The 12,870-nt window shown below is 51.8% G+C and carries 13 protein-coding genes and 1 riboswitch; of the genes, 1 reads left to right on the top strand and 12 read right to left on the bottom strand.

What is annotated here, in order from left to right; all coding sequences use genetic code 11:
- Positions 1-244: 244 nt before the first annotated feature.
- A complete protein-coding gene (locus SPTER_RS04865; protein WP_144349297.1) occupies positions 245-1,981 on the bottom strand; it encodes a sigma-54 interaction domain-containing protein in 1,737 nt (578 codons plus the stop codon).
- 208 nt (positions 1,982-2,189) lie between these two features.
- Here SPTER_RS04865 and SPTER_RS04860 point away from each other — a divergent pair, with 208 nt between their 5' ends.
- On the top strand, positions 2,190-2,456 hold the full coding sequence (locus SPTER_RS04860) for a hypothetical protein (RefSeq protein ID WP_144349296.1): 267 nt from the start codon (positions 2,190-2,192) through the stop codon (positions 2,454-2,456).
- A 155-nt stretch (positions 2,457-2,611) separates the two neighbouring features.
- Here SPTER_RS04860 and SPTER_RS04855 read toward each other — a convergent pair whose 3' ends face one another.
- The 11 genes from SPTER_RS04855 to SPTER_RS04810 form a co-directional block, all read right to left on the bottom strand.
- A complete protein-coding gene (locus SPTER_RS04855) occupies positions 2,612-3,160 on the bottom strand; it encodes a UbiX family flavin prenyltransferase (RefSeq protein WP_144349295.1) in 549 nt (182 codons plus the stop codon).
- Positions 3,161-3,175: 15 nt separating this feature from the next.
- Positions 3,176-4,003 (bottom strand): GNAT family N-acetyltransferase, encoded by an 828-nt coding sequence (locus SPTER_RS04850; protein ID WP_144349294.1) that lies wholly within the window; start codon positions 4,001-4,003, stop codon positions 3,176-3,178.
- A gap of 48 nt (positions 4,004-4,051) precedes the next feature.
- Positions 4,052-5,527, bottom strand: coding sequence for a class I adenylate-forming enzyme family protein (locus tag SPTER_RS04845; protein ID WP_144352754.1), 1,476 nt, complete (start codon positions 5,525-5,527; stop codon positions 4,052-4,054).
- A gap of 339 nt (positions 5,528-5,866) precedes the next feature.
- Complete coding sequence (locus SPTER_RS24555) at positions 5,867-6,019, bottom strand: hypothetical protein (protein WP_170233148.1); 153 nt, start codon at positions 6,017-6,019, stop codon at positions 5,867-5,869.
- A 54-nt stretch (positions 6,020-6,073) separates the two neighbouring features.
- A complete protein-coding gene (locus SPTER_RS04840; RefSeq protein ID WP_144349293.1) occupies positions 6,074-6,625 on the bottom strand; it encodes an ACT domain-containing protein in 552 nt (183 codons plus the stop codon).
- A 45-nt stretch (positions 6,626-6,670) separates the two neighbouring features.
- Positions 6,671-6,772, bottom strand: a riboswitch (SAM riboswitch).
- A 53-nt stretch (positions 6,773-6,825) separates the two neighbouring features.
- On the bottom strand, positions 6,826-8,004 hold the full coding sequence (locus tag SPTER_RS04835; protein WP_170233147.1) for a mannosyltransferase family protein: 1,179 nt from the start codon (positions 8,002-8,004) through the stop codon (positions 6,826-6,828).
- A 54-nt stretch (positions 8,005-8,058) separates the two neighbouring features.
- A complete protein-coding gene (locus SPTER_RS04830; protein WP_144349291.1) occupies positions 8,059-8,673 on the bottom strand; it encodes a histidine phosphatase family protein in 615 nt (204 codons plus the stop codon).
- Entirely contained in the window at positions 8,670-10,034 is a 1,365-nt protein-coding gene (locus SPTER_RS04825; RefSeq protein WP_144349290.1) for a DVU_1553 family AMP-dependent CoA ligase, read from the bottom strand. Before SPTER_RS04825 ends, SPTER_RS04830 begins: the two co-directional genes overlap by 4 nt.
- Positions 10,031-11,422 carry a radical SAM (seleno)protein TrsS gene (gene trsS / locus SPTER_RS04820; RefSeq protein ID WP_144349289.1) on the bottom strand — a complete coding sequence of 464 codons (1,392 nt, stop codon included), beginning with the start codon at positions 11,420-11,422 and terminating at the stop codon, positions 10,031-10,033. Before trsS ends, SPTER_RS04825 begins: the two co-directional genes overlap by 4 nt.
- A 7-nt stretch (positions 11,423-11,429) precedes the next feature.
- Positions 11,430-11,741 (bottom strand): hypothetical protein, encoded by a 312-nt coding sequence (locus SPTER_RS04815; protein ID WP_144349288.1) that lies wholly within the window; start codon positions 11,739-11,741, stop codon positions 11,430-11,432.
- Positions 11,728-12,861, bottom strand: coding sequence for an aminotransferase class V-fold PLP-dependent enzyme (locus tag SPTER_RS04810; protein ID WP_144349287.1), 1,134 nt, complete (start codon positions 12,859-12,861; stop codon positions 11,728-11,730). The genes SPTER_RS04815 and SPTER_RS04810 overlap by 14 nt, the downstream gene beginning before the upstream one ends.
- Positions 12,862-12,870: the final 9 nt, after the last annotated feature.

Raw genomic sequence — 12,870 nt, 5'->3', positions numbered from 1 at the left:
CGTATTTTAAGAAAGTAATGAAGCGCCGCCTTGTTTGCTGCTTACAACCGAGTGACTATACTACTTTGCAATAAGCATGCCAAGAGGATCTAGGGCTGCGATAAATTAAGAACCCTTATTTTACAAGGGTTCTTAATCGACCAAATATTAATTTTGCCAGGGTTATTAAAATATTCTCAAAATATTCTCAAAACATTCTCGCTTCAATAGTATAAGAAATTACCCGCATCCGCTAGGCGCTTGTCTATTTTGGCTTCAGGTTAAAGGCATTGACCCATCGATATATGGTAGCCAGGCTAACTCCCAATATTTCCGCGGCCTGCTGTTTTCCTGCCTTGCCCCAGCCATGTTCATGCAATAAGTTTCGCAACTCCTGCCTTTTCGTTTGATATTGCGGATTGCTGGCCTTGGCCGGTGCCTTGTCGAATTGTGAGGGCAGGCTGTTGAGCGTCAGCACACTACTCTCTTCCACATTAACGGCATATTCAAGCACATTGGCAAACTCACGAATGTTACCAGGCCATTCGTATGTCATCATGGCTTCTTCTACCTCAACGGCGAGGCGATCGATTTTTTTGCCCATCTTCTCGAAATAATGATTAAGATAGTATGCCGCTAACAGAGGAATATCCTCAACCCTTTCCCGCAGCGGCAAAAGATAGATTGGAATCACGTTCACCCGGAAAAAGAGATCTTCGCGAAATCTGCCGGCTTGTACCAGTTCTTCCAGGTTCTCATTCGTCGCAGCGACAATGCGAACATCTACCGCGAAGGATTGTTTTCCTCCCAGCCGTTCCACCCTGCGCTCCTCCAGCACCCGCAGCAGCTTCGACTGAAGATGGATTGGCATTGTCCCCAATTCATCCAGAAACAGCGTACCGCCCTCGGCTAATTCAAATTTTCCGGGTTTCCCCTCGCGTCTTGCCCCGGTGAACGCCCCTGAATCATAGCCAAAAAACTCGCTTTCCAGCAAAGTCTCGGGAATTGCTCCACAATTTATCGGGATAAACGGCCCGCTGCGGCCACTTTCATAATGAATGGCTCTGGCGAATAATTCCTTGCCGGTGCCACTTTCGCCGCGAAGTAAAACCGTTGAGGATGATTTGGCAATTTTCTTGGCAAAGTTGATTAACTTTTGCATGCCGGCATTCTGGGTCAGGATATCGGTGAACGTGATGGGACGGGCGGCGATTGTCATACAGCTGGCTGTCTTCTTGACAGCAGCGTAATCACGAAAACTGACCAGGGTAAGTGTTTCACTTTGCGCGTCGCCTGAAATCGCAATGGTCTCCACATCAAGCAAGAGAGATTTAAGGCCGAGGGTAACTACGCTTGGCCTGCTTTGGGAATCCATGCCGATAAAATGCCCCGCAGCAGCTTGAATACCCCTGGCAATATCCGGATGATTGCCCAGCCCCAGCAAATCGACGGCGGTTTTATTAAAGTGCAGTACATTGCCGTCAGCAGAAAATGCCACCAGGCCTTTTTCTACTTTATTCAATATCCCTGTTAATTCGGCCATCGCCAGGTCGAGTGATTTGAGCAAGCGATACTCTTTAATCTTGGCTGCCATAAGACTGGCCATTCGTTCCACAAAATCGGTCAGATTCACCATCTTCTGCCGGATTTGATTGGCCGTCTCCGTGTCAAAAGCGATTACTGCCAGAACTCCGACCGGTGAACCATCAACAAGGATCGGCGCCGCAATGGTTAACAAGTAATAGCATTCCTTTGCTATTATGCAGCTTGAACAGAGAAAATGCCTGCCGGGATAATCGACAATGACCGTCTGCTTATTTTGCAACGCATATTGGTAAACATGTCCATGGCTCAGCTTTTGCCCTTGTGTATGTTTTATCGTCCCGGTTGCGGCCATCCGGGTTCTCGCATCGTCTATAACCTCGACATCACAGCCAACCGCCAAACTGATGGCCTCGGCAATTTGCTGGACTTCCTGACTAATGAGACTGAGTTCTGCCAATATCGTCCCCCCCAAAGATTAATACCAGCTTTCGTGCATAAAGCGGAACAAAAAAAGGTAGTAACAGTGAGAACTCTTGTTTATGCGGCTCATTCGCCGGTATGCGCAGGATTATCTGATATAACTTGCATCCGGGCTATATAATGATCACACCAAAAAATAACTGAATATAGGAAATATTCAACAAAAAGAGCTTGTCTCCTTTAAATTGTCAGGGCATGAAATATCGTTCAGGGCTCTTGATCAGGCTGGCGAATTAGCCGGGCCGGGCTTAATGGCTTATTTTTCTATGATTTCTTGCGGAGATGACTCCCCGGAAGATATTCATGAACTGCCGCAAGTTTCCGTTCTGCTGGCTACCTCTGATTCCGGCATCTATTTGCCAGATCTTCGATTCCATGCATTGAACACGCTGCTGCCATCGTTTAATATTTGCAAGATCCATTGCATTTATAAGCAACAGATCTATGACTGATTGCTCCTTGCTTATACGCGGATTGCCAACTTTTCTGCACTGCTATATTGACTCTTTTTAGGCATGAAAATACTCCCCTTTCGGCAACAGGTTTTTATTATTTCTCCTGCCTGTCTTTTGGGGAGCATATCACATCAATCCCGCCCCTGCTGAAACTACCCCCGGCCCCTGTATAGTGAGTGCTCCAGGCCAAAGCCATCAAGTATCTTGCCAATCATACCGTTTACCAGCTCATCCACAGTTCCCGGTTTATGGGTAAAGGCGGGAGCCGCAGGCATTACTACCGCCCCGGCCTGAGCCAAGGTCAGCATATTGGTCAAATGGATGGCTGTCACCGGTGTCTCCCGCGGCACTACGATCAGCCGCCGTCCTTCTTTAAGTGTAACATCGGCCGCCCGGGTGAGCAGGTCCCGGCCGCTGGCCGTTGCCATGGCCCCCAAAGTATGCATTGAACAGGGAACCACAACCATGCCGCCTGTTTTAAACGAGCCGCTGGCCACGGCGGCAAACAGGTCCGAGTTGTCATAAACCACAGCATACGGCGTAAGCTCCGCCAGCGTAAGCCCACACTCATAGGCAAGCACTTTACAGCCCATATCGGTGTAAACGGCATGCACCTCAACCCCCAGTCCTGACAACGCTTTTATTAAGGTATAGCCATAAATGGCGCCGCTGGCGCCGGTAACACCAACCGCTAAGCGCATAAAGACTCCTCCAGTTCAAACACCATATTTGATGACCAAATAATCATCATAGTGAGCAAAGCCGATAGCTTGGTAAGCCTTACCGGCGGGACTGTTGTCCTTCCGCACCGTAAGCACCGATATTTTGCCGGCTTGCTGAATACGGCGGCCTAGCTCGGCAACAAGGATTTTGCAAAATCCTTGCTGCCGGCTGCTTTCACTAGTATATACGCCGCCAATCTGGCTAACCCGGTTTGTTGTTACCTGGATCATGGCCTGGGCTTTCGGTACATCATCCTCAAGCAAGAAAATGAAATCCTCCCCCGGACTGCGGTCATCAATAAGTTTTGCAGCCAATTCATGGTTAAAGCGGCGGCTAAACCCCTGTCGGTATGCTTTGACAATAAACCCCAGGGCGGCAGACCTCTCAACTTCGCCCGCATTGACAAGCCGGACCGAAGCAGGAACAGCAGGCAGCTTACTTTCCCGGTTAAGCAGATAATTGCTGTCTTCATAGTCAAGAATCCTTTTATGGCCCCGCAGAGCCAGATTGAGCGGTTCTACTACCCGCTTCATTCCAGCCAGCACTTCAAACCGGCGCTGGCGCAGGAGTTCCCCAAAGCCGGGTACAGCGCCCGGCGACTCAAAGTGAGGGATAACGCTGCCCAGATTATAAAAAGCCACTATACCCTGTAACAGGCCTGCTTGAAAATAGCCATAGTAATCCCCGCAGCGGCGGTCTATCCGGTTATTATCAAGCCCGCAGCGTGTAATATTGCCGTTGAGCACCACGGACTCCAGATAATTTCGTTCCAAATATAAGCGGACCTCGTTGATATCACCGCCTGTTAACAACCTGAGCACATGCTCCGCCTTCCCCCCGCGCTCCTAAAGTTACAAGTTCTGAATTGCTTATTGCGTCTGGTCACGCAACACACGCTTTAAGATCTTGCCTGTCTGATTTTTGAGCAGGGCGTCAACAATGATAAAATCCCGTGGTATTTTATAAGCGGCAATGTTGGTCTGCAGATATTCCCTTACTGCCTTTTTATCAAAATTGTACCCTTCCTGAATGACTACATAAGCCAGTGCCACCTGACCACGCAATTCATCAGCCGCACCAATCACACTGGCCTCCGCAATGCCAGGAAAAGAGTACAGCAGTTCCTCAATTTCGCGCGGATATATGTTTTCACCGTTGGCGATAATAAGGTCCTTTAATCTGTCAACAACAAAAAAATATCCCTCCTTATCCCGGCAAGCCAGATCGCCGGTATAGAGCCAACCGTCTTTAAGCGCCGCTGCACTCTCGGCCGGCAGGTTGAAATAGCCCTGCATAACACTTGGCCCTTTGACAATAATCTCGCCAACCTCACCCGGCGGCAGCTCCTGCCCGTCAGCATCGACCACTTTAACCTCCAGGCCGGGGAGCGCCTTGCCAATGGAGCAGTATTTAGGCTGGTGCACAGGGTTAAGAGCGACTACCGGCGAAGCCTCAGACAAGCCATAGCCTTCCAGAATCTGCAAGCCATATTTCTCCGCAAACTGCCGGGCTACTTTCTCCGGCAGCGAAGCGCCACCGGAAATTAAATATTTAACACCGGCAAAATCACCCGCTTCACCAATCCGGGTAAGGAGGTTATACATTGGCGGCACACCATAGGCAACCGTTACCTTGTACTCTTTAACGGCGGCAATGGTTTCTTTCGGCGCAAAAGCCTCCAGGATTGTAATGGCCGCACCACAGAGCAAAGCGTTAAGAACAGCACAGGTCCAGGCAAAACAGTGGTACATGGGCAGCACGCACAATACATTATCGTCAGCAGTAATCGGCAGCATCTCCCGGAACGCACTGGCATTGGCAATAAGGTTATTATGGGTCAAAACAGCACCTTTCGGACATCCTGTCGTGCCGGAGGTATAGATAACGGCACAGGGGCTGTCTGCATTAAGACTGCTGTCGTCAACCGGAGCAGCCGGTAGGTGTTCATAGGCCAGCCGCTGTTTTAATACCGGTATGACAAGCTGGGTAACAGTCTGCCGGTAGTTTTGCTGACTGAGTTCAGTGTCAACAGCCAGGTGTTCCATAGTAACCAGCTTTTTCATCTGTGCATCCTTAACAATAAAAGCAATTTCCCGGGCAGTCAGCTGAAAATTAAGCGGGACAACAACGGCACCAAGACTGACAATCGCCATATAACAATACACAAACTCCGGTGAATTGCGGGCGAACAGGCCAACATTTTCTCCTATACGGATACCGGCCGCATACAAATAATTACGGTATTTCTCTACCTGTTCCTGCAACCGGCCATAGGACACACTGTCTCTGCCGGTAAATACGGTATTGTCTTTTGCGCCCTGAAAAATAAGATTATGAACAAACAATATCTGCACCCCTTCGACGAATGATAAACCAAAAGCAGCAGCCTAACGGACTTAGCAGCTTATTCCACATAGACACCGCAGGCTGCTAGTGTCTCTCATTAACAATTCCACTAAGATAAGACTGGCTTGTGTCAAGCCTACCAGGCATGACATGGCCAGTCTTATCTGTTCAGCGCTTTAGCGCTTGAATAGGCCTCAGCCACGGCAAACAAAGCCACTTCACGTTACGGCTTGACAAATTCCATTATATCAAACTACCCCAGACAGCAACAGACCTAGTTTGCCTTAGCGGGGACAAAATTACGCAATGCCAACAAGGAAGCCTGCCCCGGGCAATGTTCAGGCTTCCTTGTTGTACCAGGTGTCATCATTTTTGCTGCCATCTTCCCCACTCTTCATTATCTGAAATTGTTTATTACAAATAACCAAGGCTAAAGAAGCTCCTGCTAAGGGAGCTTCTTTAGCCTTGGTTATCCAATCAGTTATTTTCATTTGCCAATATTTGCAATATCGTCATAAACTGCACGCGGTGTCACGTAAAGCTGGTCATGGCTGTTGCCGGCAAGCCGCACAGCTATGTTTTTTCCCCTGCCCGTAACAGGTGAACTGTCTGGCTAAGGCCTTGCAGGCGGCACTTATGTGCCTGGGGGCAATTAAACCTTCAATTAAGCCATAAGACTCGGCTAACCGCAACAACGGGACATTGGCCCGGGCCAATATTTCTGTCACCGTGATAATGGTACTCAGCAACGGCTGTTCGCACCGCCCCCGCACCGACAGCTTTACACAGTCAGTAATCATATCAGGCTGCACCGCAATTTTTGCAAGAGCCGCCGCTGCTAAATCTGCCAACCTGCTCTGTACAGTAAAACTAATCTGGCAGGGCTGAACTGAGACCATATCAACAGCTATGCCGGCTTTCGCCAGCGCGGAAAAAACCTCCGTGACCCCGGCCTGGCCAGGCTGGTTTGAGCAATTAATCCGCATAAAAACCGCAGACTTGTCATATGTAAAGCTAATGTCCCGGTCTTCACCGGCAATATCGCTTTCTAAGCCGTAACCGTGCCTGTGACAAGCCTGTTTAAGTGTATTAATCATAAAAAACCCCTTTCCGAGGAAAGGGGCAGCTGTTTACACACTTTCCTCCTATCTGCCAGGATAAGTCCTGTTGGAATTAGCACCACTGCAGAAGCTGCCGGTTGCCGGGCGTCATCGGGCCAGTCCCTCGACCACTCTAGATAAGAGCCCTATTAAATTCTAAACAATTTTACCATGAGAAAATAACAAATGTCAATACATCAGCCCAGCCAGCACCAGTTAATAAACAGCGCCGTACAGAGGACCAGCCCGGCAGCCTGCAGCCAGAGCAAGCCAAAAAACCATAAGGTTGGCAGTCTGGCTAAAAATAAATAAAGGGGAAATATTACAAGTACAAAACGGGCCATGCTGTACAACGGATAAACAGGTGAGGTGGAGAATAAAGGCAGTAAAAACCACAGCCACCCCGTAAGTACATACTTTCCGGGCAGCCTGTAGCCGGGCACGGCTGTCGCAAATACCAGGGCAATACCAGTCAGCGCGGTCAATACGGCATCAAGATAAAGGCCGGTCTCAACCAAGGGAACGCCTGCTTGTATTAAACCAAGATTGTTCCAGAAATTATCCCAGGGAAAACCAAACTGCCGCCCCCAGGCTTGCTGGGAATGGACAAAAGCCAGCGGATCACCGAATAGTCTGTTGTTATAGACACAAAAAGCCCCGAATGCCAATACCGGCAAAAATGCCGCCAGCATCGACGGTTTCCATTTACGGTCATCATAATAGTGCTTAATAAATTCGTATACTAAAACAACAGTCAGCAATACCCCCAGATTACGGGTCAGGGCCGCCAGCGCGGCAAATAAACCGGCCTGCCACCACTTGTCAGTCCGCAGGCAATATAAACAGGCCAGGGACCAAACAATAAACACCGGTTCAGTATAAACACTGTTTAAGAAAAACGAAGTTGGTAATGTGGCATAGGCCAACAGCGCCCGCTGGGTTTCTTTTGCCGAAAAATCCAGTAAAAATGTTTTGGCCATCACATAGTAGCTGAGCAATGTAAACAGGTTGCAGACAACAAAGCCGGCCGCCACATAACCTAAACCGCTGCCGGCCACGGCCTTGATCAGCAGGATTGTGACCGGAAAAAAAACAATACTTTGGATATTGTACCCAGTTTCGGCAATATATGTATACCAGTGAGCATCCCATTTAATAAATTTTTCAATGAACGGCAGCGTTTGCCCGGCACCGGGGTTAAGAAAGCCGGCTGCTTCCCGGCCGGGTAATAGGTCAGTGAGCAGCAGCGCGGCTAATACTAACAGGGTGTGAAAACCGTAGGCAAGGGCAACTATCCTTAAAGCAGCAGCGTTTCGGCCGCCAGGAAGGCCAGCCGCCTTGAAAAAAAAATGAGCCAGCATATTTCCGTGTGGCAAACGACCGGTACCTCCAGTGAAAATACAGAGTTTCTCCAGGTAATTTGTACGATTTTAAGGCTGGCTATGCACAGATGCGTTTAATACCTTTAGACAATAGCCCCCGCCGCTTTGCATCAGTCTGTTTAAACAGCCATAATCCTGGCCGATAAGAAAACTGTTGCCAATCGGGATTCCCAGAACAGAACAAAACAGCAGGCGGTTAATGCCGGCGTGCCCCACTATGAGAATATCCCCTTCACTGACTGCCAGGATGTCGGCAAAGGCGGCGACCACCCGGGCCTGGCCGTCACGGAAACTCTCCCCGCCCGGCACCCGGTAATCGGCAAGATTCTGCCCCCGTTTACGGTACTCTTCCGGATAGGCCTGCTGAATCTCTGTAAAAGTTTTGCCCTCCCACTCGCCCATAGCAATCTCCCGGATATCAGCCCTGACTGCCGGTTGTATATGAATATGCCGGGAGATGATCCCGGCCGTGTCCACTGACCGCAGCAAATCACTGCAGAAAATAGTGGTGATGTTTCTGCCGGCTAATGCCGTGCTTAACAGCCGGGCCTGCCGAATTCCCTCAGCCGATAAAGGAACATCAAGCTGGCCTATATACCGGCGGACCTGATCCGGGGCTGCAATTTCCCCATGACGGATTATATATATATTCCTGCCGCTCATAGCCTGCCATCGCTCCCTCTCCCGGCCACAGCCCTGCCAGCAACATGAATCACTCTTTTGCCAGGGGTTGTGGCATAACCGTCCCCGTATTTTTCCATCTTGATCAGGATCTCCAGCTGCCCCGCAGCTGCCGCTGTCCTGATGCTTGCTAGGTTACGCAAGGCCGCTGTCAGCAGTGCCGTTTCAGGTGCTATTCCCACCACCGCCGCAGTGATCACCAGCCTGGCCGCGGCGTCCCCGTAACTCATCGCAGCATGAAAATTAACGATGCCAGGCACTGTAAACAGCACTTCGTCCAGTTCAGCCAGCGTCAGCCACATATCAGTCCCCAGGGTTACCCTGCCTGCTGCCCTGCTTCGTATGCGTTCCAACCGCCGCAACCGGCTGCCGCACAGGCATTGACCGGGGATAAAACGCGAGATATCACCTGTCCGGTAGCGGATAAGCGGCATACCCTGCCGCGTCAGGGTAGTAAAGACAAGCTCGCCATATTCGCCGTCCGGCAGCGGTTGGTCCGAAACCGGGTCAATGATCTCGAAATACAGATCGTTTTCCCGCAGATGATAACCCCTGTGCCCGGCGCATTCGATCCCGCCTCCAAACCCCATCTCGGTCATGCCATAGTGCTCGTATACCTCGCATCGCCAAATTCGTTCCAATTCCCGGACAAGCGCCTGCGGGACATAATCAGTGCTTAACAATATATACTGCGGCGACCAGTCACCCTTACGGACCTGTTCCCAGTAGCGGGCCATCGCCAGCACTTGCACAGGGACCCCCACCAGGCAGGTCGCCTGCTCCCGGCACATGGCGGCAACAGCCGCCGCTAACTCTGTAACAAAGCCAAAAGCAACAGCACCAATACCACTGCGCCCTAACCCCTTGCCTAAAAGATCGCCAATACTGCCCGGGCGTTCGCCCGGCAGCAAGATCAGGACCCGGTCCCCCCGCTGCACAAAGGTTGCCATCGCATACCGGAAAAAATCTATCGTCAGCTCCTGGTCCGCAGCCGTAAAGTACAGACGTTTGGGGCTGCCCGTAGTACCTGAGGTATTCAGTGTCACCACCCGGCTGATCTCCCCCTGGGATACTCCCACCATCTGCAGGCCCTGTTCCCCCACATCAGCCGGTGTTGTTAAAGGATAACCGGCCAGCTGCTCCAGCTGCACGAGCGCCTGCGGTGCCACCGCTGCCCAGTGGCGCTGGTAAAAAGGACTGGCGGCCCGCGCCCGGGCAAGTGTTTCATTAAGCCGGGCCAGTTGCCAGCGCTTAAGCGACTCCCGGGTTGGACAACCGGCTGCTGTTTTTATTTTGTTTGTAATCCAGGCCTCTAACGGCGTTACCGGTATTTTTCCGGTCATGGTTTTCCCCTGTACAGAGACCGCCCCTGCCGGTCGGTCAGATTATAGGCACAAAAGGGAATCAACCTGTTATCGGCGCCGACCACATGGATAAAGCAGTGTTTCAGCCGCTCTAAATCCAGGGTCCAGGCATCCTGAAACGCCATGCCGGATACAGCTAACTTATAGGTATTGATGCGTTCCAGGAATTCATCCAGGCTGGTTAAATCACCAGCCAGCTGCGCCGAGGGGCTTTGTTCCGGCTTGCCGGTTTGCCTGTTTCCGGCTGCCGACCATTGCCTGGCAACAAACTGCCGGGCCTGCCTGGAGCCCTGGGTGGCCCGCGCCTGACAACAGCCGGTATTGCTTTTAGCCTGCGATAAAGGCTGCAAATTGCCATCAGCCAGCAACACAAAATTGCCATGAAAAGAGCAATAAGCATGTTCACCGCCGGGAGGGAAAAAATGCCTGGCTTTCATCTGTCCGGCTGTCTGCCGTTCAATCTCCCGGATAATCCGGGGAATGGTCAGCCGGTCAGCATCGCCGGGATTTTCCGGACAGCGGCCGAAATAGCTGACCGGCTGAAAATGGACCCCCCGCACTACCGGCATCTTACTGACAGCAAATTGCAGGATGTCCCCTATTTGCATGTCATTGACCCCCGGTACCAGGGTCGGCACAAGCACAACGCCGATATCATGGTCAGCGCAGGCCTCAATCACCCGCTTTTTTTCAGCAAGCAGCGGCCGGCCGCGCAATTTTGTATGCACGCCGTCATCCATGCCGTCAAACTGCAGAAACACACAATTTAAACCGGCCGCCTTCAACCGGGCGGTATAGCTGTCCTCTGCCGCCAGCCGCAGACCGTTGGTATTGATTTGAAAAAACTCAAACCCCAGTTTGCGGCCCAGGGTGATGATCGCCGGCAAATCATCCCTGACTGTCGGCTCGCCGCCTGACAGCTGGATATTATACGGACCCCCTTTGTCCATAAGCAGCCGGAACCAGCCCTCGATAACCGCCAGATCCGGCTCAGTGCCGCCGGCAGGTGAGGCTGAGGCAAAACAAACAGGACAATGCAGGTTGCACTTGCCGGTCACTTCCAGCAGCACACAACACGTTTGTTGACGGTGCTCCGGACATAAGCCGCAGTCAAACGGACAGCCGCGGCGGCCTGTGGTTGTATCGGCCTGTGGTATAGCCGGGGTCTGCACATTATTCCAGCTGAAATAGTCAGGGTCTCCCTCCCATACACATACCTGATATTCGCCATGCTCAGGACAGGACTTCCGGAGAAACACACTGTCCCCCCTGGCTACCCGCCTGGCCGGAATACGCTGTAAACACTCCGGACAGACACTCTCTGTTGCCGAAAGAACAATTTCCTGTTGCCTGTAAATTGCATTCATAGCTAGATTATCGCTCCCTTCCAGGATGCCGGTTGATCAGGTCGGTCAGGAAACTCTCAAACTGCTTTTTGCTGCCCTCCCAATCAACCTGAGGAAAACTAACTTTAATCACCGAATCGGCAATTACCCCTTTTACCAGTGTTCCATCACTAAGATTGGCCTGAAAAAAAGGCCGGGGAAAATTCCGGTGATATTTGACCGTACCGGCTGTGCTCAGGCCTGTTATCAGCACCTCATCGGTTTTAATTGCCAGCCGGTATTCATATATATTAGCCCCGCCAAAGCAGTTTTCCGCCTTCTTCCAGTCATACGGTTTCATGCAGCATCGTGCCTATGGCTTCCAGGCAATAATCAATTTCCTCTTCGGTGGTAAACCGCGACAAGCCGAACCGCACGGTTCCCGCCGGCGCCGTCCCCAGGCAGGAATGAATCCGGGGCGCACAATGCAGACCGGTGCGGCAAACAATACCAAAACTTTTATGGAGCACATCGCCGGCATCCTCGACCTCCCACCCGGGCAGGGTAAAAGAAATTACCGGCGTCCGCGGTGCTGCCACAGTTATGACCCTGGCTCCGGCTGCTGCCAGACCGCTGGCTAAACGCTCCGTCTTTGCCAGCAGGCCGGCAGCATCGGCCTTACACTGGCTCGCCCAGGCCACAGCTGCCGCCAGACCGGCAAAGGACGAATCATTGGGGGTCCCGGCCTCGAAACGGGCCGGCATAACCGGCGGCATCTCTTCCAGATCACTGTGAATCCCGGTCCCTCCCACCCATATGGGTTGAAGCTCTGCTGCCGGGGCGATGTATAAGCCCCCGGTCCCTGTAGGCCCCAACAGATACTTGTGACCGGTAAAAGCTACCATATCAATCCCCCAGACTGCCGGCAGCACCGGCATAATTCCCAGACTTTGCGCGGCATCCAGCAGGGTTACCGCCCCGGCCTCTTTGGCCAGCCGGGCCAGCAGGGCTGCATCATTAACCGCGCCGGTGACGTTGGAGGCATGCGTAAAAACAGCCAATTGCGGTTTAACCTGCCGCATAGCGGCTGCCCACGCCGCCGTAATAACCCGTCCCATTTTATCCACAGGGATAAAATGGACATTAATCCCCCTGGTCTTAGACAGAAAGTATAGCGGCCGCAGGACAGAGTTATGTTCAGCGGCAGTAGTGACTACTGCCGCCCCCGGCTGCCAGCGTATGCCCTGCAGGGCAATATTCAGGGCATGTGTAGCATTAGGACAAAAAACGATACGGTTGGGTTCATGTATCTGCAGCAAACCCGCCAATAACCGGCGACACTCACCCGGTACATCGGGCCCGCTAAAGCCGGCGCGTCCGGCATGGAATGGCAGCTGTTCTATGCATTTAGCCACCATTTCGTCTACCGGTGGTGCCTTAGGCCATGCAGTCGCTGCATTATTTAAGTAGACAGGCTTCACAACGCTCTT

This window comes from Sporomusa termitida (assembly GCF_007641255.1).
Lineage (GTDB): Bacteria > Bacillota > Negativicutes > Sporomusales > Sporomusaceae > Sporomusa > Sporomusa termitida.
This window is presented reverse-complemented; position numbering and strand designations above follow the sequence as displayed.

What these genes read in the sequence shown, in the direction of transcription:
- SPTER_RS04830 (WP_144349291.1), bottom strand. Translation starts at nt 8,673, where the DNA reads ATGAGCGGCAGGAATATATATATAATCCGTCATGGGGAAATTGCAGCC.
- SPTER_RS04825 (WP_144349290.1), bottom strand. Translation starts at nt 10,034, where the DNA reads ATGACCGGAAAAATACCGGTAACGCCGTTAGAGGCCTGGATTACAAAC.
- SPTER_RS04815 (WP_144349288.1), bottom strand. Translation starts at nt 11,741, where the DNA reads ATGAAACCGTATGACTGGAAGAAGGCGGAAAACTGCTTTGGCGGGGCT.
- SPTER_RS04840 (WP_144349293.1), bottom strand. Translation starts at nt 6,625, where the DNA reads ATGATTAATACACTTAAACAGGCTTGTCACAGGCACGGTTACGGCTTA.
- SPTER_RS04855 (WP_144349295.1), bottom strand. Translation starts at nt 3,160, where the DNA reads ATGCGCTTAGCGGTTGGTGTTACCGGCGCCAGCGGCGCCATTTATGGC.
- trsS (WP_144349289.1), bottom strand. Translation starts at nt 11,422, where the DNA reads ATGAATGCAATTTACAGGCAACAGGAAATTGTTCTTTCGGCAACAGAG.
- SPTER_RS24555 (WP_170233148.1), bottom strand. Translation starts at nt 6,019, where the DNA reads ATGAAAATAACTGATTGGATAACCAAGGCTAAAGAAGCTCCCTTAGCA.